The organism is Butyrivibrio sp. LB2008 (assembly GCF_000621565.1).
GTDB lineage: Bacteria > Bacillota > Clostridia > Lachnospirales > Lachnospiraceae > Butyrivibrio.
The window spans coordinates 31,557-55,583 of the sequence record NZ_JHXZ01000019.1 but is presented as its reverse complement, the minus strand read 5'-3'; the positions used below and the strand labels follow the sequence as shown (position 1 = coordinate 55,583).

General features: G+C 40.4%; 22 protein-coding genes. 20 read left to right on the top strand and 2 right to left on the bottom strand.

Annotation, left to right across the window (positions count from 1 at the left end; translation table 11 throughout):
* Positions 1-149: 149 nt before the first annotated feature.
* The 9 genes from T356_RS0107460 to T356_RS0107420 all read left to right on the top strand — a co-directional run bounded on the left by T356_RS0107460 (position 150) and on the right by T356_RS0107420 (position 5,992).
* A complete protein-coding gene (locus tag T356_RS0107460) occupies positions 150-905 on the top strand; it encodes a class I SAM-dependent methyltransferase (protein WP_026513962.1) in 756 nt (251 codons plus the stop codon).
* An 87-nt stretch (positions 906-992) separates the two neighbouring features.
* Positions 993-1,178: a winged helix-turn-helix domain-containing protein gene (locus T356_RS21830; RefSeq protein WP_155838992.1), complete on the top strand. Its 186-nt coding sequence runs from the start codon at positions 993-995 to the stop codon at positions 1,176-1,178.
* 16 nt (positions 1,179-1,194) lie between these two features.
* Positions 1,195-1,731, top strand: a complete 537-nt coding sequence (locus T356_RS0107450; protein WP_026513961.1) for a histidine phosphatase family protein — start codon at positions 1,195-1,197, stop codon at positions 1,729-1,731.
* A 20-nt stretch (positions 1,732-1,751) separates the two neighbouring features.
* On the top strand, positions 1,752-2,294 hold the full coding sequence (locus tag T356_RS0107445) for a GNAT family N-acetyltransferase (protein ID WP_026513960.1): 543 nt from the start codon (positions 1,752-1,754) through the stop codon (positions 2,292-2,294).
* Positions 2,291-2,650 (top strand): hypothetical protein, encoded by a 360-nt coding sequence (locus tag T356_RS0107440; protein WP_035780666.1) that lies wholly within the window; start codon positions 2,291-2,293, stop codon positions 2,648-2,650. Before T356_RS0107445 ends, T356_RS0107440 begins: the two co-directional genes overlap by 4 nt.
* Positions 2,651-3,230: 580 nt before the next feature.
* Positions 3,231-3,983 carry a hypothetical protein gene (locus T356_RS18735; protein ID WP_051563252.1) on the top strand — a complete coding sequence of 251 codons (753 nt, stop codon included), beginning with the start codon at positions 3,231-3,233 and terminating at the stop codon, positions 3,981-3,983.
* Between the two features lie 48 nt (positions 3,984-4,031).
* Positions 4,032-4,673, top strand: a complete 642-nt coding sequence (locus T356_RS0107430; RefSeq protein ID WP_026513958.1) for a hypothetical protein — start codon at positions 4,032-4,034, stop codon at positions 4,671-4,673.
* Positions 4,670-5,458: a class I SAM-dependent methyltransferase gene (locus tag T356_RS18730; protein WP_051563250.1), complete on the top strand. Its 789-nt coding sequence runs from the start codon at positions 4,670-4,672 to the stop codon at positions 5,456-5,458. Before T356_RS0107430 ends, T356_RS18730 begins: the two co-directional genes overlap by 4 nt.
* A 27-nt stretch (positions 5,459-5,485) precedes the next feature.
* Positions 5,486-5,992, top strand: coding sequence for a GrpB family protein (locus T356_RS0107420; protein ID WP_026513957.1), 507 nt, complete (start codon positions 5,486-5,488; stop codon positions 5,990-5,992).
* Between the two features lie 72 nt (positions 5,993-6,064).
* Here T356_RS0107420 and T356_RS20280 read toward each other — a convergent pair whose 3' ends face one another.
* Both T356_RS20280 and T356_RS0107410 read right to left on the bottom strand, forming a co-directional pair.
* Positions 6,065-7,585, bottom strand: a complete 1,521-nt coding sequence (locus tag T356_RS20280) for an ABC transporter permease (RefSeq protein WP_051563249.1) — start codon at positions 7,583-7,585, stop codon at positions 6,065-6,067.
* 2 nt (positions 7,586-7,587) lie between these two features.
* Positions 7,588-8,307, bottom strand: coding sequence for an ABC transporter ATP-binding protein (locus tag T356_RS0107410; protein ID WP_026513955.1), 720 nt, complete (start codon positions 8,305-8,307; stop codon positions 7,588-7,590).
* Positions 8,308-8,467: 160 nt separating this feature from the next.
* Between T356_RS0107410 and T356_RS0107405 the strand changes: the two genes are divergently transcribed.
* The 11 genes from T356_RS0107405 to T356_RS0107355 all read left to right on the top strand — a co-directional run bounded on the left by T356_RS0107405 (position 8,468) and on the right by T356_RS0107355 (position 23,919).
* A complete protein-coding gene (locus T356_RS0107405; RefSeq protein WP_026513954.1) occupies positions 8,468-9,172 on the top strand; it encodes a response regulator transcription factor in 705 nt (234 codons plus the stop codon).
* Complete coding sequence (locus tag T356_RS0107400) at positions 9,172-10,323, top strand: sensor histidine kinase (protein WP_026513953.1); 1,152 nt, start codon at positions 9,172-9,174, stop codon at positions 10,321-10,323. The genes T356_RS0107405 and T356_RS0107400 overlap by 1 nt, the downstream gene beginning before the upstream one ends.
* A gap of 98 nt (positions 10,324-10,421) precedes the next feature.
* The gene (locus tag T356_RS0107395; RefSeq protein ID WP_026513952.1) at positions 10,422-11,699 is read left to right on the top strand and encodes an AAA family ATPase; all 1,278 of its coding nucleotides are present in this window, start codon (positions 10,422-10,424) and stop codon (positions 11,697-11,699) included.
* On the top strand, positions 11,689-12,318 hold the full coding sequence (locus T356_RS0107390; RefSeq protein WP_026513951.1) for a hypothetical protein: 630 nt from the start codon (positions 11,689-11,691) through the stop codon (positions 12,316-12,318). Before T356_RS0107395 ends, T356_RS0107390 begins: the two co-directional genes overlap by 11 nt.
* 50 nt (positions 12,319-12,368) lie before the next feature.
* Complete coding sequence (locus T356_RS0107385) at positions 12,369-12,956, top strand: nitroreductase family protein (RefSeq protein WP_026513950.1); 588 nt, start codon at positions 12,369-12,371, stop codon at positions 12,954-12,956.
* A 122-nt stretch (positions 12,957-13,078) separates the two neighbouring features.
* Entirely contained in the window at positions 13,079-13,534 is a 456-nt protein-coding gene (locus T356_RS0107380) for a GNAT family N-acetyltransferase (protein ID WP_035780690.1), read from the top strand.
* 25 nt (positions 13,535-13,559) lie between these two features.
* On the top strand, positions 13,560-14,087 hold the full coding sequence (locus T356_RS0107375; protein WP_026513948.1) for a cysteine hydrolase family protein: 528 nt from the start codon (positions 13,560-13,562) through the stop codon (positions 14,085-14,087).
* A gap of 330 nt (positions 14,088-14,417) precedes the next feature.
* Positions 14,418-16,496: an HD-GYP domain-containing protein gene (locus T356_RS0107370; RefSeq protein ID WP_197020892.1), complete on the top strand. Its 2,079-nt coding sequence runs from the start codon at positions 14,418-14,420 to the stop codon at positions 16,494-16,496.
* Positions 16,497-16,508: 12 nt separating this feature from the next.
* On the top strand, positions 16,509-20,738 hold the full coding sequence (locus tag T356_RS18725; protein ID WP_081777774.1) for a hybrid sensor histidine kinase/response regulator: 4,230 nt from the start codon (positions 16,509-16,511) through the stop codon (positions 20,736-20,738).
* A gap of 9 nt (positions 20,739-20,747) precedes the next feature.
* Positions 20,748-21,443, top strand: a complete 696-nt coding sequence (locus T356_RS18720) for a response regulator (RefSeq protein ID WP_051563247.1) — start codon at positions 20,748-20,750, stop codon at positions 21,441-21,443.
* A 97-nt stretch (positions 21,444-21,540) separates the two neighbouring features.
* Positions 21,541-23,919: an HD domain-containing phosphohydrolase gene (locus T356_RS0107355; protein WP_026513946.1), complete on the top strand. Its 2,379-nt coding sequence runs from the start codon at positions 21,541-21,543 to the stop codon at positions 23,917-23,919.
* The last annotated feature ends 108 nt before the right edge of the window (positions 23,920-24,027 follow it).

Sequence of the window (24,027 nt, the reverse complement as noted above, 5' to 3'; positions counted from 1 at the left end):
TACCGATGGATGAGTATAATAGTTTTGATACATATCGCGAGGATGATCGGCTTAAACAAATATATAGTGAAGTTCCTAAAGCAGAGAATTATTTCAAAACCCTAAGGATTCGTTCGTTATATAGATAAAATACCGGGAGGATAGCAGTTTTGGAAGATTACAGTAAACAACATAAGAAAGCCTGGGAGGTTGATGCATATGATTTTTGGGTAAGAACCGCCGGGACTCCGGAGGAAAGAGCATCAAAGGATAAAGAAAACCCCAGGAAGATGCTAAAGCAGTATGCGAACTACTTTGATTCTTTTGAAGGCGTCAAGGTAGCTAATATCTGCGGATCCTGCGGCAAGAAAGCAATTCCGCTGGCTCTTTTGGGAGCAGAGGTTACAGTATTTGATATATCCGAAGCCAATAAGAAATATGCCATGGAAACAGCTGAGGCTGCAGGCGTAAACATTGGCTATGAAGTTTGTGATATCATGGAAATCGATATGGACAAGTATGCCGGCTTTTTTGATGTTGTCTTTATGGAGGGTGGAATCCTTCATTATTTCCACGATATAGATGTTTTTATGAATGTTATGAACGGATTGCTTAAACCCGGTGGAAAGATGATCTGCAGTGACTTCCATCCATTTACTAAGATTTCCGATATACTTGGGCTGCAGCAGCCAAACATGAGTTATTTCTCAACAGATATCTTTGAAGGTGAGATGGCGCACGCAAGATTTTACGATGAGGAGATCCGTAAGCAGATCCCTAAATGCCATTACAGGAAGTACACAATCAGCGAGATCATCAATTCTATCATCGGGAGCGGATTTACTTTGGAGCGTTTTGATGAGCATCCTTCATGGGAGAACGAGAAACTTCCGGGAGAGTTTACTGCAATTGCAAAAAAGATATGAAAGGCGCAGATAAATTAACGAGAGTTTTTCTGCGCTTTCCTTACGTTGTGGAATCTCAACTACGCTTTTGATAAAGCGCAAAAAAGCATGCTGACGGATCGAGAGCATATATTGTTGCTTCTTAAAGAAAATCCTTCATTAACGCAAGCAGAACTGTCAGAGATGATGAACAAATCAAGAAGAGCGGTGCAAATGTTAATGAAGGAATTGCTGGACGAGGGCGTGATTGAAAGAATCGGATCTAAGAAGACAGGCTCATGGCTTGTGAAATAGTGGGGGATTTTGATATTTGAAAGTAATTATAATACGACATGGACCAGTTGCTTATGACTGGGAAAGAACGTATAGTTCCTGTGAGTTTGATAAGGCTTGTACTCAGTATGACAAGGCACCAATTATGCGGATGTCTTATGATATTCCTGTTTTTAATCTAAAACGAGTATACGTTAGTACCTTGCCTAGAAGTCGGGACACTGCAATAGAAATATTTGGGAATAAGGATTTTATATGTACTGAACTTGTAAGCGAAGTCCCGCTTGGGTCAAGTTTTGATTGTAGGATGGAGTTACCATTGTGGTTTTGGAATATAACGGGACGAGTTCAATGGTTCCTTAACTCCAATAGGCAAGCAGAAAGCAGAAAAGAGACGAAAGCAAGGGCAAGTAAATTTGTTGAATTGTTAAATAATGACGACTGCGAGAGTGTGGTGGTCACGCACGGTTTTTATATGCATACCTTGGTTAAAGAGATGCAAAAGGCGGGATTTAGAATCAGTAAATCGATGAGAAATTATAAAAATGGTGACTATGTAGTTGCTGAAAAATAGAGGAGCTTAGATAAAGAATTATGGATGAACTCATACTTGTTGAACCAAGTCTGGAATATGCCGAGGATCTATGGGCGTTCAGACAGGAAATAATAGATAAAGATGCTGATAATGAAGATCAATTTGCTGGATGCATGTCACTGGATTCAAGTAGTTCTGCTGACGAATGGATCCGAATATGTTCTCTTAGAAAAGACGAAAAAACATGTGAAGAAGTAGGAACGACAGTTCCTTCACATACTTATCTGGCAATAAGGAAGAAGGATAACAGAATTGTTGGTGTAATAGATCTTCGTCATCATATTGATCATCCCATCCTTGGTACTTGGGGTGGACATTGCGGATATTCGGTTCGTCCTTCCGAGCGTAGAAAAGGCTATGCCAAGGAAATGTTACGCCTGGACAAGTTAAATGCAAAAGAACTTGGGATCAATAAGATGCTTGTGACCTGCGACGAGGGAAATGATGCCAGCGAGAAAACGATTCTTGCTAATGGCGGGGTATACGAGAAGACCATCGATGTTGATGGCGATAAAATAAAAAGGTTTTGGATAAGCATATGAGCGTGGAAATATCAGTTATGACATATGGTCATCCGCTTTGGGACAAAACAATTTCCTTCGCGGAAAACTGTTCCTGGAAGGCCGGACCGTATCTTGCCAAGATGATGCGTAACAAAGAGTTCTCGGAAACAGAGCGCGTGTTCGTTGCTAGTGAGGGCGAAGAAATCATCGGAGTAAAGGAGCAAAGCCCGCAACCTCTAGTATTTATAGGGAATGCGGGCTCTTTGACGCGAGGCCGAAAACTTGTGGTTGCTTTTTTGTATGTGTTGGAGTATATTCTTATTCAGTTTCAGGATTTCTATAATTTTTCTTTGAGTGGTTATATTTGTCTTACCACGAAAATCCTTGATATGTGATGTGTTGTGATTTTAGTGTTGCGTGCTGAGAAGCCGAGATTGAGGGTGCTGTTGGAAAAAGCACATAAGCTTTATATATGGCGGCGGAAAAGCTATTTTTTAATATTCCGCTGTCGGAAATTAAGTAAATAAAACATCTATGACAGCGGAAAAAGTAGGTTTTTATAATCTCGCTGTTAGAAAATGCGAATGATGATTATATACGGCGGCGAAAAAGCAATTTTTTAAAATTTCGATGTTGGAAACTAGGTAGATAAACAATTTATGACAGCGGATAAGCCAGCTTTCATAATCTCGCTGTTATAAAAAGTAAATGATGATTATCTATTGCAACGAAAATTCCATTTTTCACAATTCCGCTGTCCGAGCATGAAAGGCGTGATTGACAAGTGGCAGAAAAAACGAACAACTTAGCTGCATGGTACAAGCTTTTATAATTTTATTTGCAATTTAGACTTTTATAATTCAAGTCTTTTTATATTTTTAAGGAGGAATCATTACGAAGAAGCAACAAAATTTATTAACGACTAAATATACCAATCTATATTCTGAAGCAAAGCGGAGGTACAACGAGCTGCTTTTGATCAAGAATTCAAAAGAGGAAGCATTAGAAAAAGCGCCGCCGGGGAAAATACATGTGAGCAGAACTGCGCATGGAGTCCAGTTTTATTTGCGAAGAGAAAGTTCGGAAAAATCCGGAAAATATATTCATAAATCTGAAATATCTATGATTAAACAATATCTTCAAAAAGCTTATGACGAAAAGATTAATAAGCTTGTCACGGTAGAGGTTCAATGCCTGAAAAAACTCATCGACAAATCGGAAAATACAATAGAAAAGATTCAAAAAGCATATTCATCGTTTCCTACTGAAGTGAAAGAATTAATAACACCTATTGATGTCTCGGACGAGGACTATGTGCAACTCTGGTTAAAAGAGCCATATCAAAGAAAACCTATTCCGGAATATCTTCCTTTTTTTGAAACTAAACGAAAAGAAAGGGTTCGATCAAAGTCAGAACTCAATATAGCCAATGCACTTGCGGACAAGGGGATTCCATATAAATATGAATGTCCATTAAAACTAAGTGGCGGGGGAATAATTCATCCTGACTTCACTGTTTTGGATGTCAAAAGAAGAAAAGTATTATATTGGGAACATCGTGGCATGTTAGACGATAAAGAATATGCGAAGAATTCAGTACAAAGGTTAAAATCTTTGATGAAGGAAGATATTTTTATCGGAGTAAATTTGATAATTACAGAGGAAACATCAATCAGTCCCTTAGGAACTAATGAGATTGATGCTATAATAAAAAAGTTCTTTCACTAAGTATGAATATGCATGAAAATATGGAATAAGCTTGATTAAGGAGCAACGATGGACTTTCAGACGGCATTGAAACAAGAAAAACTTGATGATATCCGCAAATGCCCAAAGGCGGATCTACACAACCACTTTGTACTTGGCGGAAGCAGGCGATTTTTGAAAGAACAGACAGGAAAAGATATACAACCAATCACAGAGCCGCTTAATTCCATGGATGAAATGCATGTTTGGAATGCGCAGAATATAGGAGAATACTTTAATTCATCTGAAGGGCGTAGAATGTTGATACGGGCTACATTTGTGCAGGCAAAGGAGGACGGTGTCAGCGTACTTGAAATAGGAGAAGATGTCTGGGGGCTGGGTGAGTTTTTTCATGAGAATATAGATGAACTTGTTGAAGCGTTTGAATTATCACATAAAGAAATCGCACCGGAAATTGAGCTTAGGCTTCAGATTGGGTTATCCAGGCATTGTGATGTAGCGTATTTGGAAGATTGCCTTTCTCATTTCTGGGGATGTAAAGCGTTTTATTCAATTGATCTGTATGGAGATGATGTGTTGATCTTTGATTCAGATGTATCTAAGGAGTATCTGAGACTATATCAGAGCGGTTGCCTGAATGCAGAGGAATTGGACAACATTAGAAAGAACGGATTGAAAAAAGGTATAAATCAATTGCGGGGGAGTTTATGAAAAAAGCATCAGGAATAGATGGTTCCAGAGATTGGGGATTGGAAAAGGTATATTTACATAGTACAAGGCAGAACCTGTGGAATAATGATTATTTTGAGTTCCTTGTAAAATGCGTATGGAAGATAGATAAGCCGGTGAAAATAATTGATTTTGGCTGCGGATATGGATTCTTGGCGCAGATGCTGTTGCCGTTAGTCCCGAAGAAAAGCTTATATAAGGGTGTTGATATATCTGAAAATCTTATCGATGAAGCGCGTGAAATCTTTTCTGGCAGCAAGGAGGTATGCTTTGAAGTTGCAGACTTAAATGAGTATGAGCCTGATGCTGAATATGATATAGCTATATGCCAGACTGTACTTCGGCATGTTACAAAACCGGAAGATATAATGAAGAAGATGATCGGGGCTGTAAAAGAGAACGGATTGGTAATATGTATCGAACCCAGCAGGCGTATGGAGAATGCAGGGATTTATATAGACAATAGGATATATGATCCGTTTGAAAACGATGATTTTCTAAAACAGAGGTGGCTATCAGAGGAACATTCCGGTGGAAGAGATTATCAAATTGGGATGAAAGCGCCGGTCTTTATGGAGAAACTTGGGCTAAAGAATATTGGAGTCAGAATCAATGATTATGTTGATTTCGTTAGTGCAGGTACTGATGATTTTAAATCAGAGCAAAGAAGATTCATTATTGATCATGGAGTAGATGAAAAATATGCTGATTCAAATGGTTACGTGGCTGCGCGATGTCATGTGATTTCTTATGGTTATAAAAAATGAAATTGTTTTATTTGTGAGGTGACATCCATGAGAACAAAAAATGTAGTAGTGCTTCCGTATGATGAGAAGTGGAAGCAAGATTTTATAGATATAAAGAATGAGCTGTCGGTGGTGCTTGGCGACGTTGCAATTTCTATTGAACATGTTGGAAGCACATCCGTTGAGGGACTGGCAGCGAAGCCGGTTATTGATATTGACGTAGTTGTAAAGCTAAGTGACCTCAAAAAGGCAATCGCAGCGCTTGAGACCATCGGATATACCCACGAAGGAAATCTTGGAATTGAAGGGCGCGAAGCCTTTGCATATGAGGGAAAAGAGCATTTGCAGACACATCATTTATATGTATGTCCGGAAGATTCTGCAGAGCTTAAAAGACATCTTGCGTTCAGGGATTATTTGAGAAGTCATCCGGACGACAAGGAAAAATATGGAAATATAAAACTTGAGGCAGCAACGCTATACCCTGATGATATAGATAAATACATTGAGCATAAATCGCCGGTAATAGAGGAGATTTATGCTGCTATAAATTGATTTTTTTTCCATCCTTATAAATTCCTTATAATTACCATCTATCCTGTATTCAACAGGAGGATGACGGAAATTTTATTCGTTAGATCTTACATCACTGCGACTAAGATACAGGATAGAAATCATGATAAACGCCACAATAAATATCACAGACGAGAGCGTGAATGTTCCTATATTCGCATTTCCCAATTCCCGTTGATTCATGGCAAGGTCGAACAAGGAGAACGGTGTCAGGTAAGGCATATCCTTTGCAATACAGGAAAGACCTGCGAAACCGCCAAGGAATGCGATAATTATGGGAAGGACAAAGTTTCTTATAACAAGCGAAACAAGAACCTGGAAGGCGCAAATAACCCACGAACTAAGGATTCCCAAGCCTATCCATTGAATGATTCCCGAAGGTAGCTCACCGTCTATGTGCATTAGCGAGCCGGCAATAAGGTACAAGACTACGACCCATATCAGCGAAACAGAAGTGATAAAGCAAGTGGCTGCGTATTTGCCGAGTACTATTTTTGCAGGTCTTTGATGAGTCATTAAAAGGTTCATATTTGTTCCGCTGTGTTCAACGCGCCAGATGCAACCTGTAAAGATTCCGATTATGACAGGCATGAAGAAATAGCATAGAAACAGCGTGTGCTGAGTCCACAATGAGTACCAGCCTTCTTTTAAGATGCTCAGATTACTGATGTAGTTTACGCTTCCTATTGCTGCCGAGATTGCAGGAACTATGAAAAAGGCAATCCAAGCAGGTGATCCCTTCAATTTCAGGATCTCAACAGGACGTCTGTGTAGCGCTATCTTCGTTGTCTTTCGCTTGCTTTTTATTTTTTCCGCCTCTTCAACACCGGATTTCTTGAGCAGCATAAGTGTGATACAGGTTAAAAGGACTATCCAGCCGATACAGATAAATACAGAGGTGAGGTCCGGTTTGTCCAGAAAGTACTTTACTTCTCTTGTGTTGCGATTCCAGTCCATTTTAACAAAGCCCGATGTCACGAAAGTTGCCCAGGGAAGGAATTTCTGGATGACCGATTCGGGAAGGACCAATGAGAAAAATGCAGTGAAACTTCCAAGAATTCCCACTGAAATACTAAGAGCCTGATTCCTGTAAAAAAATGACAAAAGCAGGTGTATGCTTAGCAGAGTCATGCAGGTTATATAAGTGATCGCCCCGTGTATAAGCAGATATTTAAGCGGGAAGTTGCTGTCAAAACCTAGAATTCCGCAGCAGAGTATGATCGAGCCGCATTGCATTGCGACCAGGATAAGTGTGCATATCGCTCCATAAAGATATTTTGTGAAAAAGATCTTTTGCGGTGTGGAGAAGGTGTATAGGCATTTCAGCATCTCGCCCTTGTGCTCAATGTCCATTAGCCTGGAAGCAAATCCAGCGATCGCAACCGGGAAAAACACGCAGTTTATGATGGGAATATTATAAAAAAGCATCATCCATCCGTCCGCAGAGCCGTCCTTGCCGTGACAATTTCCGTATAAAAATGCCATCTCCGCAACAATCACCGCAATAAATAACAATAGATTACAGCGGCGTTTATGTTTTTTGAGTTCGATAAAAAGATTTCCTATAATGCCCATTTTTAAGCTCCTTTTGTCATTTCGAGGAAGACTTCTTCAAGAGAAGCATCTCCGATTTCAAGTTCCGATAAGAGTCCCTGGTAGATCATTTTTCCTTTATTTATAATGCCAACATAATCGGCAATCTGCTCAACTTCAGAGAGAAGGTGGCTTGAGATAATGACTGTTGAACCACACTTTTCGGGAATGCTCTTTACAAGATTTCTGATCTCGTTTATTCCTGCGGGGTCAAGCCCGTTTGTCGGCTCGTCCAATATGATAAGCTCGGGTTTCCCCATAAGAGCCATTGCGATGCCAAGTCTTTGCTTCATGCCAAGCGAATAGTTTTTTACTTTGTCATCTTTTCTGTCATAGAGACTGACTGTGTAAAGAGCCTCTTTTATGTCAGCGGTGCCAAGATTCTTATAACGAGCGATTATCTCAAGGTTTTCCTGTCCGGTGAGATGCCCGTAGAATCCGGGACTTTCTATAAGGCTTCCCGTTCGCATATTTATATCGAACCTGTTTCTTGGAGACATCTTTTGACCAAGAATTTCTACAGTTCCGCCATCGGGCTGTATAAGTCCCAGAAGAAGCTTCATTGTTGTGGTTTTACCAGCGCCGTTGGGGCCTAGAAAACCGTAAATGCATCCTTGGGGAACCGCCAGATTTACATCTTTTACCCTGAACTTATTCCCACTCTTTTTGCAAAGATCGTAGGTTTCGATTATATATTTTTTCATGATTCTTCCTCCGCATATTGTTGATAAATACAGTATAAAAAGGCAAGCTTACCTGAACATGACAGCAACATTACATTTACATTACGCAGTGGGCGCGGCTGTTTCATTGCTATAGATATGTGTGTATACTAATTATTGATAAGAAAAAGAGGGTAAAACTATGGTATTAACGGATTGCAGCATCCTTCTCGTAGATGATGAAAGGCAGATACTGGAGATTAACGACAGGCTCCTTACAGAGAATGGATTTAAGAATATATTGCGCGCTTCCAATGGCAAAGAAGCAGATGAGATTATAGGAAAAAATCAGGTGGATCTGGTTGTGCTGGATATAATGATGCCTGATATCAGCGGACTTTCGCTCTACGAGCAGTGGACAAAAAGAGGACTTAATATACCTGTGATTTTTCTTTCCGCAAGAGATGAGGAGACAAGCAGGTTAAAAGGACTCGGACTTGGTGCCGATGATTATGTGACAAAGCCCTATACGCCTGAAGAACTGCTCCTTAGGATAAAAGCAGTTTTGCGAAGGACGTATCACCTGACTGAGAATAAGAGTGTCAATCTCGGGGCTGTGAGAGTGGATCTTTCCTCGGGAATCGTGATAAGACCTGACGGCGAGGCGGAGCTGACCGCAAAAGAGTTTCAGCTCTTTTCCAAATTATATGACAATCAGGGGAAAATTGTGTCGCTGAATGTCCTGATGGATACGCTTTGGCCGGACGGGAGCTATGGGCTTGAGAATTCGCTGATAGTGCACGTCAGAAGACTTAGGGAAAAAATTGAAGAAGACCCGTCGAGTCCCGCGTATCTGCAGACGGTTCGTGGACTTGGATACAGGCTGAATATTAGAGGAAGAAAGTAATGAAAAAAATATCCGGATACATCTTTTCCATGATGCTGGTTCTGGTGTCGCTTATCGTGGTCGACATTTTTGTCATGTTCTTTATATGTGTGCAAAAAGAGAAGGAATATCTTGATACGTATCGAATAGAAAAAGTATCGGAAAAGATTGTGAACGAAGGCGGTGTATATAATGTGGACAGGTCCGTATATGACCGTTTGGACAGAACCGGCTCTTTTGCTATGATAATCGATGATTCGGGGAGCGTGATCTGGAATTATAATAAGCCGAAGGATATTCCGGATTCATATGGGATAAAAGAGGTGGCTTCTTTTTCGCATTGGTATCTGAATGATTATCCTGTGTATAACTGGGCGAGGGACGATGGCATTCTGGTGGTCGGACATCCCAAGGGCAGCATATGGAAGTACATTTTGGAAATAAATATGGAAACCATGGACAGCATGATCAGATTTGGTCCGTATATGTTCATTGCAAATATGCTAATTCTGTTTCTATTGCCCGTTCTGATAACGCGCAAGTGGATGCTTGCAAGAGAGAAAGCAAGGACTGAGTGGATTGCCGGAGTTTCGCATGATATAAGGACTCCGCTCAGCATAGTTATGGGCTCTGTGGAAAAAGGGAGCGTAGAGGAAAAGCAGTGCTTCAAGATCAGAGACCTTATAGGGAATCTTAACACCGAGAACAAGTTGGAAGCGGGAACCGGTAAATGGAGCAATGAAAAGATAAATCTCACATCGCTCTTGAGAGAAATATTGTGCGATTATATAAATACTTATGAAGATTATTCTTTTGACCTGGAAGTGGATGAGCAGCTTGAGAACTACAGTATCCAGGCGGACGTTACGCTGATCAGGCGTATGATTGAGAATCTCATTACCAACTCGATAGTTCATAATGAGAAAGGCTGTGAGATAAATGTTGCGCTATCCGAGCGTGGTAAAGATAAGGCAAAACTTGTCATATGCGATAACGGACAGGGCGCACCTGAGCAGAAGATCAAGGTGCTTAACGAAAGAATAAAGAATGCATATCTTCCAGAGCACGGCCTCGGAATCCGCGTTGTTAAGCAGGTGGCGAGAAAATACAAATACGCTGTGAGGTTTTCGGCAGAGGAAAATGAATACTTTAAATGTGAAATAGATTTGTGATAGTATAGCGGCCTATATTTTTTATGAAAAAATATTGCATAAAAAATATAGGCCGCTATAATATAATATATACCGTACTTTTTGTGGAGGGTTATACGATGATTATAGAGATAAGGGCAAAGAATTGTTTCGCCTTTGATGAACAGATTACATTTTCAATGAAAGCAGATATGCGAAACAAAAAATTCGCTTCAAATGTGCATAAAGAAAACAACTTTAATGTTCTTAAGGCAGTTGGTATTTATGGACCTAATAATGCAGGAAAAACATGCCTAATCAGGTGTATTAAGGCTATAAAAAATGTGCTACTTAATAAAACGAATGGACTTATGTCCAATATTTTTACCGAAAGCGATATATGTGAACTTGGAATCACTTTTTTAAGTGCCGGAAGAAAATTCTCGTATGATTTTAAGTATGATGTAGAAAAAGAAGAATTTGTATATGAGTCTTTTGATGAGATACTAAAAGACCAGTATAACAATGAGAAGGAAATATGCTGGCTCAGACGTGATGCTTTGAAAGATGAATATACGTCTGCCGACACGGAATTACTTGCAATGATACCTGTTGTTGCAAAGAACAACGTTATTTTTCATCTGATTGATACAAGTAAGTTTGAACATACAGATGAAATGAAAAAAATACTAACCGGTTTTGCAGAAAAAATCGACATTATCAACATGAACAATATTCCAATGGAACACACGATTGAGCTTATGAAAAATAAGAATAAGCTTCAGGAAAAAGTTGTTGGTTATATCAAGAATGCAGATCTTTACATGGACAATTTTGAATATGTTGAGATGAGCAATATAAAGTTTAATGGTGGTGATGTGGGTGAAAAGCCTGAGGAAGACGTATTGGATCTTCCTGAAAAGATTATGGATCAGATAAGGTTGGTATCAACATATAAGGGAGTACCGGTTCCCAGTATGCTTTTTGATTCTACAGGAACGAAGAAAATAGCAGCTATGGCAAGTTACGTTATAGAGGCGCTTGAGCAGGGAAGGATACTTGTTATAGATGAACTTGACAGCAGTATACATTTTAAACTGACAAGGGCAACTGTTGCGATGTTCAATAATGAGCTTAATACAGATGCACAGATGATATTTACGGTTCATGATATAAACCTTATGGATTGCAAGCGGTTGTTTAGAAAAGAGCAGATATGGTTCGTGGATAAAGATGATAATGGCGTATATGTATATTCACTTGCTGATTTCACTGCTGAGAATGGAGTTAGAGATACTTCGGATATTATCGAAAAATACAGAAAAGGAGCTTTTGCAGCTTTGCCTGAGCCAGAGTTGATTGATACTCTTTTAGGTATAAAGGGAAATGTTAAGGAGGATGCGTCTGATGGCAAATAGACTTCCAAGCATTTCATATAAGCATAAAGTTTGCATTATCTGTGAGGGAAACGAAGAATACAAGTACCTTGAGAGGCTTAAAGAACTTCATGTTTGGAATGATATTTATGACATTTCTTTGGTAAATGCAGAAGGTAATGGGAATATTCCGGCGCGTTATCAGGACAGATATCAGAATGGATCATATGAAGCAGTCTTGGTGTTTTGCGATACAGAGAAAAAACCATACGAGCAGTATGAAGACATAAAGCGAAAAATCAATGAGTTCCATGGCATAGATAACGCTGCCGAAGAAATCGTAATATTTGCAAATCCTTGTACGATGCAGATTGTATCAAAACATTGGACAGATGAAACTATTAAGTCTCCTGCAAAGAAAGTTAATGCACCGCTTATAGAGAAGTATACCGGTGTAAAAGACTATAAAGGCAAAGCGGCTCAGATTGACGAGCTTATGAAATATGTGACTGATGATAACTATGATGTGATGAGAAAAAATATCAGTAACGCAATAAGTGATGAAAAACTTGTTGGGAGTACAAATTTTAATAAGCTTATAAATTATCTTGATAGTATGGATTCAACGTGGATAGCAACATTGAATCAGGTATTGGAATAACAGATTGAAATAATTCTCTAAAGATTATAGATCAAATGGAGGAAAGGCATATGAAAGAAATCGCGGCAAGACACAGTATCAGGAAGTACAAGGCAGAGGCGGTTAATAAGGATGACATAAACAAAATCCTCGAAGCAGGTATTCTTGCGCCTTCTGCGAAGAACAGGCAACCGTGGAAATTTATAGTGGTTGAAGGGGATAAGAAGGCGGAAGCTCTTGATGTTATGGAGAAAGGGCTTGAAAGGTCTCGCGAAGAGCTTAAAGAAATGCCCGGAATGGATGCGCTCATTTCGGATGCATTTAATACTTTGAGTATAATGCGCGAAGCTCCTGTGGTTATTTTTGTGGAAAACTCCAACGGAAAAATTCCTTTTGTGGATATCAACATTAATGACAGAATTACGGAGATTTGTGATTCGCTTTCCATAGGTGCGGCAATTCAGAATATGCTTCTTACCGCAACGGAGCTTGGATATGGAACACTTTGGATTGCCAATACAGTTTATGCTTATCAGGAACTTGTGCAATGTCTGGGTATCAGCGGACAGCTCATCTGCGCCGTTGCATTGGGAGTTCCCGATGAGACACCGGATCCAAGACCGAGGAAGAGTTTTGATGAGGTGGTGGAATTTAGATGATAGTACATCCGATACCGCCTCTTTTTGACAAGCCCTGCCAATGCGGCTTGGAATGTGGATAAACTTGTCGAGGTGTGGAAAACTATAAAGAGATAAATGATACAGCAGAAAGGATTACTATAATGGAATATAAAATAGCGACACTTGATGATATTGAGCTTTTGACATCTTCTCGAATTGAGGTGTTGCGCGCAGCCAACAAGCTTGATGATTCTGTAGATATGTCAGAGGTGGAATTTTCGTCAAGAGACTATTATAAAAGAGCGATGCTTGACGGAACACACACCGCAATTCTTGTTATGGACGGAGACTCTTTTGTCGGAGCGGGTGGAGTAAGCTACTTTGAAGTCATGCCGACATATCACAATCCAAGCGGCAAGAAAGCCTATATCATGAATATGTACACCAATCCCGCATATCGCAGGAAGGGTATCGCGATTAAAACCTTAGATATGCTTGTACAGGACGCCAAAAAGCGCGGAATTACTCAGATTTCACTCGAAGCAACAGACATGGGCAGACCACTTTATGAAAAGTACGGCTTTGTTCCTATGAATGCGGAGATGGAGCTTATATAAATTATAAATCATCAGGGAGGACACCATGGTACTACTTGTGATCGACACACAAAAAGGGATAACGGACGACAGGCTTTATGAGTTTGACAAGTTAAAAGCCAACATCAAGGAGCTTATTGCTCTTGCAAGAGATAACAACAAAGAAGTAATCTTTGTTCAGCATGATGACGGCCCCGGAACGGGATTTAGCGAAGGCGACGAAGATTATGAGATCTTCGATGAATTTGCACCAAATGACGGAGAAAAGATATTTGCCAAGAGCGTGAACAGCGCACTTCATCCGTCAACGGGACTTTTGGATTATTTGAAGGAAAAAGGCGTAAAGACTGTGATGATGGTAGGTATCATGACCAACTTTTGCATTGATGCGACGATCAGGACAGGATTTGACAACGGTTTTGAGGTTCTGGTTCCCGAATATACCAATTCAACTTCTGACAATGAGTTTATGGACAGAGCAACTTGCTACCGCTACTACAACGAATTCATGTGGCCGGGAAGATATGCCAAATGCATCACGATGGAAGAAGCGAGAAACCGCATAAAGAGTTGATGTAAAATATAAAATATCGATAAAGTATACAGTAATTATTCGTTATAAAGCCTAAAACGTGCTAAAATATTTACGAAAAGTTGACTATTTCTTCTTTATCTTGCGTTTTTAGGGTGACAAAATGAAGCTGTTTTTTCTTAATCGGATTTTGCAGTTTATTCTATAAATTTATGATATGCCAAGAGATGGATAATGTATTCTTAGATTTCATATCTGAGAATATAGATATTTGTACCATCTTTTGGCATTTTGTGTTTTTTGGAGGTACAGGGGTTGAAATTCGCTTTGCATAAAATGGGTCATCGACGGTTGCTTCGAGTGACTGCGACTATGGGCGGAATCTTAATAAATGTGCTATGGGCGCTTCTTACGAATGCGTATGGACTCCCGGTTTATCTGGATACTACAGGAACTATGCTTGTTGCTATGGTTGGTGGTCTGTTTCCGGCCATAACGACAGCGGTTCTGACTAATGTAGTGATTTCGCTGTTTAACGGTGAGGCAATCTACTTTGGTTTTATCAATGCGCTTGTAGCCATTTATACAGCCTGGTTTATAAGAGAAAAAAAGTTTGATCGGATAAAAAAAGTACTGATATATATTTTTTCGTTAGGATTGATCAGCGGTGTAGTTAGCTTTTTTATCCAGTGGGGAGCTATGGGAAAGCCGCATATCCAGTCGGTAAATGCTCTGGTTGAAGCTTTTGCGTTACAATATAACCTCACTGATGCTGTGTCCTTCTTTATCGTAAATATAATACTGACAATACTGGACAGAGGTATTTCTTTTTGCATGGCGCTGCTATGCATGTATTTTATTCCCAATAATGTTTGTGAAAAGATAAGAAACAGCGGATGGAAGCAACGCCCGCTTTCTTTAAGTGAAGTAAAAAGAATCGGTTCCCTCAGTTTTTCTACGGCACATTCCTTGAGAATAAGGATAACGGCCATGCTTCTTGGGTGTTCTACGGCGCTTACGGTGATAATGGGCGTTGTCGGTGTAACACTGTATTTCAAGAATGCCAAAAATGAGAAGGGAGATATTGCCGTAAATGCAGCGCGTTTTGCGTCTCAAGTGATAGATCCCGATATCGTAGATGATTGCGCAACTTATGGACGAAGTACCAAGGTATATGATGATACGGAAGCGGAGCTGACTCAGATCAGGGAAGGTATTAACGGAGTTGACAGGCTCTGTATCTATAAGATAAGCAGTGATGGATGGTTGGTTGCATTTGATATTACTTCGAACGAGGATGACCGGCATGAGCCCGGTGAAAAAATAGAATTCGGAGAAGAGCTAAAACCCTATATCGGTACGCTGTTCAAGGGCGAATCGGTAGAGGCGGTTGAGAGCAACGGTATAAGAGGCTGGGTAATGTCCGCATATTATCCGATCATAGACAACAGCGGAATCTGTACAGGTTATGCGGCAGCAGAAGTATCCCTTAAGTATGTTTCGGATTATATGTGGGATTTTATGTTGCGCGTTTTATTTATAATGCTTTCGTTTTATATCCTTATAAGTGCGTGTGGTCTGTGGGTATCGGGAACCGGAATGGTTTACCCGATCAATAGCATAGAAAGAAGCGTAGAAGCCTTTATTAATGCCGGCGATAATCAGAGGGAACTTGATGAAGCCGTAAGGAATATGAGGGCTATCGATATTCAGACCGGAGATGAGATTGAGAAAATGTACAGGATCATCTGTGATATGGCGCTTAACCAGACCGAGAAGATCCGCAGCGTAAGAAGATTTTCTGAGGAAACGATGAAGATGCAGGACGGTCTTATCATTACAATGGCGGACCTTGTAGAGAACAGAGATTCCGATACCGGCGCGCATATCCAGAAAACTTCGGAATATGTAAAGATTATCGTGGAAGGACTTGAAAAGAAAGGGTATTATCCCGAGAAGATCAGCGCCAAGTTTAAATCTGATGTAGTGCGAAGCGCTCCTCTTCATGACGTCGGCAAGATAAATATATCGGATAAGATTCTCAATAAACCGGGAAAACTGACAGATGAAGAGTTTGAGATAATGAAGACCCATACAATTGCCGGCCGGGAGATTATTGAGAAAGCTATAAATACCGTAAAGGGTGAAGTCTATCTTAAGGAAGCAAGGAATATGGCGGCGTATCACCATGAACGCTGGGACGGAAAGGGATATCCGGAAGGACTTCACGGAGAAGTGATACCATTGTCTGCAAGAATTATGGCTGTTGCAGATGTTTTTGATGCGCTTTCATCAGCACGTGTCTATAAGCCTGCATTTCCGCTTGAGGAGGCTTTGGACATAATCAAAGAGGGCGCGGGAACCCAGTTTGATCCCAAGTGTGTAGAAGTATTTTTGGATGCACTTCCTGAGATAAAGGTAATTCTTAGCAAATATAATCAGAATGTTTAATGGAGGTTGCCTGTGAAAAGAGAATTCAAAAAAATAGCTCTTTTGGCTATAGTAACAGGCTTAATTACGATACTGTTGCATACAACAGCATATGCTGAAGAAGATACAGAGAGCGATGAACGTCAGGTATATGGCGGAGGATATGCAGTTACCGGACAGATCCCCGATGTATCTTATTCAGCAGAGATATATGATGCATCAAACGGGCTTCCGACGTCTGACGCAATGTTTCTTATGGGTGCAAGCAACGGTTATATGTGGGTCGGCGGTTACAGTGGCGTTTTCCGCTATGACGGATCGACTTTTGACAAGGTGGATTCTCCTTCATACCTTACCAGTGCAAGATGTTTTTTTGAGGACAGTAAGGGAAGAATATGGGTGGGTACCAATGATAACGGCGTAGTGGTTCTTGATGGTTCGGAAAACAAGCACTATTCATATAAAGACGGCCTGACATCCTCGTCAATTCGTATCTTTGAGGAAGATATGAACGGCAACATTTTTGTTGGAACAACTTCGGGCGTGGCCTATGTCGATCAGGCCAATATGATGAAAAAACTTCCAAATGAGACGCTTTCCGAAGAACGTGTTCTTAAACTTGACAGAGATGCGGAAGGAAGAATATTCGGGCAGACTTCGAACGGGATTATTTTTGCGATAGATAATTGCAAGGTTACAGAATTGTATGAAAGCTCCGAACTTGGAATGGAAAAGATCACTACTATCATGGCAGATCCCGAGAATCCGGGGAAGGTATATCTCGGAACAGACGGTAGTTTTATTTATTATGGTGATTTTGGGGCAAGTGTCGATGAGATGGAAAGAATCTCAGTGGAGCCCCTAAGTAACGTTCATTGGCTTAATTACGATTGTGACAGAGTGTGGGTGTCTTCGTCCGATATGATCGGTTATATTGATACCGACAGATCTTTTAAGCCGCTCAGAAATACATCTTTTGAAAGCGGAATCGAGATGGTCACGACAGATTATCAGGGAAATCTGTGGGCTGCATCTTCAACGATCGGAGTAATGAAAGTTGTTGCCAACAATTTCATTGATATAACAGATCAGGCAGGAGTGTATGCGGGTGTTACAAACGCAGTGGCTTTGTGTGACGGCGATATATACATCGGAACCGAGAATGGTCTTAAGATCATCAAAAAAAATGGCATGATAATGCAAAATGAACTGACTGAGTACTTAGGTGATGCGAGAATAAGAAATATCGAAGAGGATAATGCCGGGAATATCTGGATTGCCACATATACACATGATCTTGGACTTGTCTGTCAGGGACAAGACGGTACGATAACTTCTTTTACAACTGACAACGGAATGCCGAGTAATCAGATAAGAGAGATCACTACGCTGGAAGACGGACGGGTACTCGTGGGGACAAACGGCGGACTTGCTGTAATAAAGGATGGAATGATCATTCAAACGGTAGGTGCTTCCGATGAAATAAAAAATACTGTTTTCCTTTCGGTTGTAGAGTCAAATGAAGGTGTCATCCTTGTGGGAACTGACGGTGACGGAATATATGCCATAGAAGGGGATCGTGTCAAAAAGATAGGCAGAGATAACGGTCTTACCAGCGATGTTGTCATGAGGATCGTAAATGATGAAAAAAGAGGAATCATGTGGATAGTCACATCGAATTCCATCGAATACATGAAAAACGGACTGGTAACTCAGGTTACCACGTTCCCGTATAACAATAACTACGACATCTATTTTGATGATAATGACAATGCGTGGATATTGTCTTCTTATGGTGTGTATGTAGTAAATGCCAATGAGATGGAAAAAGATGCAATATCGGACTTCAGGATATATACAATAGCAAACGGACTGCCTTATGCGATAACCAGTAATTCATTCGGATGCAGGGATGATGAAGGCAATCTGTACATGGCCGGCAGAAACGGTGTGATAAAGGTTAACATAAATAAATATTTTAACGAAGATGCTGAAGTATTGATGGATATTAAGTCCATCTATTGTGACAATGAAAAAGTTCTTCAGGATGAGAACGGCGTATATCAGATACCGGCGTCGGACGGACGTGTCCAGATAACGGCTTCCATCATGGATTATTCGATGATGAATCCCAATGTACATCTATTTCTGGAAGACGGTCCCGATGACGGAATACTTATGCAGAGAAGCAAGTTGTCTTCTCTTGAGTATACCGGTCTTTCGTACGGCAATTATAAGCTCCATATCCAGATTCTGAACGGTTCGGGAAAAGAAATTCTTCAGGAAGCGGTATTTAACATCAGGAAAGCACCGCGACTTCTGGAACTATTGGTTGTAAGGCTGCTCCTTATGATATTGGTTGCGTCGTTGGCGGGATTTATTGTGTGGCAGGTAATGCGACTTACCATTATCAGAAAACAATATGATGTGATAAAGAAGTCAAAAGAAGAGGCAGAGAATGCCAATACTGCAAAATCAAGATTTCTTGCAAATATTTCCCATGAGATCAGGACGCCCATAAATACCATCATGGGAATGAATGAGATGATAATGAGAGAAGATCCGACAAATGTACCTAAGGGCTACTTTATGTCGGTTATGAATTATGCATTCGATATCAGAAATGCTTCGGAATCACTGCTTGGTCTCATCAATGACCTACTTGATATATCCAAGATAGAGTCGGGTAAAATGCACCTTGTTGAGCAGGAATATGATACGCAGGAGACACTGCGCTCTATTGTTTCGATGATACGTATAAGGAGTACGCAGAAGAATCTTAGTTTTGATGTCGTAGTTGATGAGCTTTTGCCAAAGAGATTGTACGGAGATGCGGAAAAGATTAAACAGGTTGTGCTGAATCTTCTTACAAATGCCGTAAAGTATACCGCAGTCGGAGGCTTTTCACTCAATGTGACGATGGAAGAGCGCAATGACAAAGAGGCTGTTATCCGAATCTCGGTAAAAGATACCGGAATGGGAATAAAAAAAGAAGATATGGACAGGCTCTTTACCGCTTATGAAAGACTGGATGAAGAGCAGAACAGTGCTATACAGGGAACGGGCCTTGGGCTCGATATCTCAAGGAAATTTGCTGAGCTGATGGGAGGAAAGCTCTTTTGCGACAGCGTGTACGGAGAAGGCTCTGAGTTTATCTTTATATTATCGCAGAAGATTGTCGATGCAACGCCCCTTGGCATATTTATCGAGCATGACGAAAGCAAGGCAAGCGGACCGTACGTTCCAAAGTTTATTGCGCCCGATGCGGATATTCTGGTTGTTGATGATAATCCGATGAATCTGAGTGTGATAAAAGGACTTCTTAAAGCGACCAAGGTGTTTGTTACAACAGCAGAAAGCGGAGCGGAAGCGCTGGATAAGATACGGGATAATAATTATGATGTAGTTCTTTTGGATCACATGATGCCGGGACTTGACGGAATAGAGACTCTTGCGATCATAAGGACAATGAAGCCTGAGCTACCGGTATATGCACTTACGGCTAATTCGGTTTCGGGCGAAGATTTTTATTTGGAAAAAGGATTTAACGGATATCTTCCTAAGCCTGTAGATACGGAAACACTTGAAAATACTCTTATTAAGCATATTCCGGAAAACAAGATGGAAAAGGCGAGTGAAGAGGATGCTGTCGAAGAACTCACGGAACTGCCGGAGGATATGCTTTGGATAAAAGAAATAAAAGATATATCGTTTGACGATGGACTTAAGAATTCGGGAGGAGTTGCATCTTACCTGTTCGGTCTTGATCTTTTCTATGACACCATAGATGAGAACTCCAAAATAATTAATAATGCATATGCGGAAGGAAATATAAGGCTGTTTACCATAAAAGTTCACGCGCTTAAAAGCTCTGCCCGTATTATAGGCGCGCTCAAACTTGCAGAACTGTCTGAAAAGATGGAAACTGCGGGAAATAACAACGATATGGATTATATAGCCGGCAATAAAGATACGCTTATGGAAGAATATGCTTCTTTTAAGGAAAAGCTTGGACGGATGAAGAAGGCTAATTCGGAGGATGACTCGAAAGAGATGATACCGGATGACAAATTAAAAGATGCATATGAAGCGCTGAAAGAACTAATTCCGCAGATGGATTATGATTCAGTTGAAATGATCTTGAAAAGTATATCGGAATATTCGCTTCCCGATAAGGATGCAGGATTTTTTGAAGAACTTGGTAAGCTGTTAAAACTTTTTGATTGGGACGGAATGGAAGCATTGATCGCAAAAGCAAAATAAAGGAGCAAGATGGGAAAAATCATATCAGGGAAAAAGATCATATTCACCGGAGAAAAAGAGACTTTTATTCTAAGGGCAATAATTGAGAAAGTGCGGGCAATAGGACTTGAGTGCAGATTTGTGCCGTTTAATGTGGACGAACTTAATAATGCCGTAGAAGATACAGTACTTTTTGTTATCTATATGGATGAAGAAGTTAAGCCCAAGGAAGATGTCCTTCATTTTCTGAACGATAAAATGGAAGAACAGGGGAGCAAACTGATCCTTATAGGAGAACAGAACGATATTATGAATATGGCAAGACATATTAGGAGTGACTTGCTGTATAAAACATTTTCGCGGCCTATCAATAATGATGCGTTTATCTATTCGATAAGAGATTTTTTTGATAAATCCGAATCGGGAGAATACAAAAAAAGCATATTGATAGTTGATGACGATCCGCAGTATCTCTCGATTGTAAGGCTTTGGCTAAAAAACAGTTACAGAGTATTTATGGCAAGCTCCGGTCTTCAGGCAATCAAATATCTCGGAAAGAGCAAAGTGGATCTTATATTGCTTGATCATGAGATGCCGGTAACAAGCGGCCCGCAGGTGCTTGAGATGCTTAGGAGCGATCCCGAGACATCATCGATACCTGTAATATTCCTTACGGGTAAAAGTGATAAGGAAAGTGTCATGGCGGTTGTGGCGCTGAGACCTTAGGGATATTTTTTAAAAGATATTACGAAGGAAGAACTTCTTGAAAAGCTGAAAGAGTTTTTTGTTCTGCATAACGCATAGTGACAAGGAGCAGATGGAAATGTTTGAGATTATAAGAAGATACCAAATGGATATTATGCTGGGACTTTCCTCTGCGTGTATAGCATTTGCTTTTTTGTTGTTTTTCACGCAGTTCTTGGCCAGAAGAAGAAAAGAAATTCTCATTTTTATGGAGTTTGTAGCGACTTTTCTTCTCTATTTTGACCGTATGGCATATCTGTATTCCGGAGATACCGGCCATAAGGGATATGTAATGGTCAGAGTCAGTAACTTCTTTGTGTTTGTATTAACTGCTGCTATCGTGCTTGGGCTTGATATGTACATTGCAGATCTTATCAAGGTTGAGGCTAAGAAAACTACGATTCCCAAAAGGCTGTATTTTGTAGGTGCGGCGGCTATATTTGAGATGTTTCTTGTAGTGCTGTCGCAATTTACGGGAATGTATTATTACTTTGATGAAAACAATGTGTATCACAGGGGACCGCTCTTTTTGGGTTGCTATGTCATTCCGGTTCTCTGTCCGCTAATACAGTATTCCGTTGTCAGAAAGTACAAGTCAGCTATGAGCCGATTGGTCTATTATTCTATAGTAGCTTATATTTTTGTTCCTATCATAGGCGGGATTATACAGATTTTTGCCTATGGGATATCGCTGGTTAATATGATGATGGTAATGGTTTCTATCACCATGTATGTGTCTGTTTACATTGATATGAACAAGACGGTGGTGAGGGCACATAAGATTGAAATCGGTGAACTCAAGGACGGTGAACAGCGCATGAAGCGTTTGTTTGACCAGACGACATCGGCATTTGTAAAGGCGATAGAGAACAAAGATGAATATGCGCAGGGACATTCTAAGCGAGTTGCGGATGTGGCAAAAAAAATCGCAGAGATGTCGGGAAAAGATGAAGCGAAATGCGATGAAGTTTACTATGCAGCTCTTTTGCATGATATAGGAATGGTAGGTATTCCGGACAGTATTATACAGAAGCATTCTGAACTTACAGAAGAGGAGCGGAGAGTATGGCAAAAGAAGCCGATAATAAGCGGAGAGATTCTTTCCGATATTACGGAGTACCCGTATCTGAAAGACGGCGGACTTTACAGCAATGAGAAATATGACGGAAGCGGATATCCGAAAGGTTTAAAAGGAGAAGAGATTCCGGATGTCGCAAGGATTATTGCTATAGCTGATGCGTATGTTTCGATGACATCGAATAAAAGATATCGTGAAGAGTTGCCGTATATCATGATAAGACAGGAATTTGTCGAGATGGCGGGAACGCAGTTTGATCCTGAATATGCCAAGATAATGATCCGTATAATGGATAAAGAAAATGCGAATAAAAAAGATGAGAGAGTCATAGAGACTGAAATTCGCTGTAAAGAATACAAAGAAGCGGTCTCACTTGGCGTTCATGTGACGGAAGCTTTTACAAAGGTGTCTTTTGATGCGGATGAATATGAGATGGCAGCAGGAGATTATTCGTCGCCGTCCATAGTTTTGTTTGATTCATATGACAGACGATTTCACAGGGGGGCCAGATCGATAGATGCATACAGGTATCAGGAGTATGGAGAACTCTGGCCTGACGGACACTATGTTTCCACTGCGGCTCAGAATATGAAAGTCGAAGTGGAAGAAAATGTCGATGAAGCGGGTAATCCTGTAGTCGATAAAAGTAAAAAGGTGCAGTATGAGATCTGTGCGGCAAAATATGACGATCATATCACACTTGAGATGAAGGACGGTGTTCATAAACTCAAAGCTGTGATTGCACTTTCCGATAAGACAAAAGATGCGTATATAGGAATTACAGGTGAACATTGTCATATAAAAAATATTGCTGTTGAAGAGACTGATATAAAGATCGGAGAAGGCGATATAGAGCGAATCTCTGATGTTATCAGCTATACCGACAGAATTGAATCCGATCTTCCAAATCTCCAGATAGACAGGACAAGATCCGCGTCGACGGACGGAATCAAGGTAGAGGAAGAGCTTAGGCTTTATTTCCATTCAATGAGTCTTCCGGTTGCAAATCTTGTCTGGCACTGTCCGTATATTGTCATTTTCTTTTCGGAGGACGGAAAAGTCGGCGGCAAGGGCTATCGTGAATATGCTCTGATAAAGATAAACGGAGAAGTGTCCGGTGATGAAACATATGCCGAGAACAAAGTGTATATGAAGAGAAAGGAAACTTTCACCGGCTGGGAAAAATGGAAAGAAGCGACAAAGAAAGGCATGGAATGCTTTGTATTATTTGAAAGGAGCGGAAATAAGATCACGACTTCAACAGAAAATCTCGGAATCATAATAGAAAACACAACTATTTTCCACGACGAACATCAGGATGTTTACGTTGCGCTCACGGGAGATGAAGTGGCACTCACAGATATTCGTATAATGAAATAAAATGTGATTTGCATGATAAGAGATAAGATGTTCTAAAAATTTAAGATGTACATAAGTGCATGTAGTGTTAAAATGATTTCGCAGATTTTATGAAACAGTGCGGGATTT

Excerpts from the sequence above, each read along its gene's own strand:
- T356_RS21830 (WP_155838992.1), top strand. The coding sequence starts at position 993 with ATGCTGACGGATCGAGAGCATATATTGTTGCTTCTTAAAGAAAATCCT.
- T356_RS0107445 (WP_026513960.1), top strand. The coding sequence starts at position 1,752 with ATGGATGAACTCATACTTGTTGAACCAAGTCTGGAATATGCCGAGGAT.
- T356_RS0107440 (WP_035780666.1), top strand. The coding sequence starts at position 2,291 with ATGAGCGTGGAAATATCAGTTATGACATATGGTCATCCGCTTTGGGAC.
- T356_RS0107430 (WP_026513958.1), top strand. The coding sequence starts at position 4,032 with ATGGACTTTCAGACGGCATTGAAACAAGAAAAACTTGATGATATCCGC.
- T356_RS18730 (WP_051563250.1), top strand. The coding sequence starts at position 4,670 with ATGAAAAAAGCATCAGGAATAGATGGTTCCAGAGATTGGGGATTGGAA.
- T356_RS0107420 (WP_026513957.1), top strand. The coding sequence starts at position 5,486 with ATGAGAACAAAAAATGTAGTAGTGCTTCCGTATGATGAGAAGTGGAAG.
- T356_RS20280 (WP_051563249.1), bottom strand. The coding sequence starts at position 7,585 with ATGGGCATTATAGGAAATCTTTTTATCGAACTCAAAAAACATAAACGC.
- T356_RS0107410 (WP_026513955.1), bottom strand. The coding sequence starts at position 8,307 with ATGAAAAAATATATAATCGAAACCTACGATCTTTGCAAAAAGAGTGGG.
- T356_RS0107405 (WP_026513954.1), top strand. The coding sequence starts at position 8,468 with ATGGTATTAACGGATTGCAGCATCCTTCTCGTAGATGATGAAAGGCAG.
- T356_RS0107400 (WP_026513953.1), top strand. The coding sequence starts at position 9,172 with ATGAAAAAAATATCCGGATACATCTTTTCCATGATGCTGGTTCTGGTG.
- T356_RS0107395 (WP_026513952.1), top strand. The coding sequence starts at position 10,422 with ATGATTATAGAGATAAGGGCAAAGAATTGTTTCGCCTTTGATGAACAG.
- T356_RS0107390 (WP_026513951.1), top strand. The coding sequence starts at position 11,689 with ATGGCAAATAGACTTCCAAGCATTTCATATAAGCATAAAGTTTGCATT.
- T356_RS0107385 (WP_026513950.1), top strand. The coding sequence starts at position 12,369 with ATGAAAGAAATCGCGGCAAGACACAGTATCAGGAAGTACAAGGCAGAG.
- T356_RS0107380 (WP_035780690.1), top strand. The coding sequence starts at position 13,079 with ATGGAATATAAAATAGCGACACTTGATGATATTGAGCTTTTGACATCT.
- T356_RS0107375 (WP_026513948.1), top strand. The coding sequence starts at position 13,560 with ATGGTACTACTTGTGATCGACACACAAAAAGGGATAACGGACGACAGG.
- T356_RS0107370 (WP_197020892.1), top strand. The coding sequence starts at position 14,418 with ATGGGCGGAATCTTAATAAATGTGCTATGGGCGCTTCTTACGAATGCG.
- T356_RS18720 (WP_051563247.1), top strand. The coding sequence starts at position 20,748 with ATGGGAAAAATCATATCAGGGAAAAAGATCATATTCACCGGAGAAAAA.
- T356_RS0107355 (WP_026513946.1), top strand. The coding sequence starts at position 21,541 with ATGTTTGAGATTATAAGAAGATACCAAATGGATATTATGCTGGGACTT.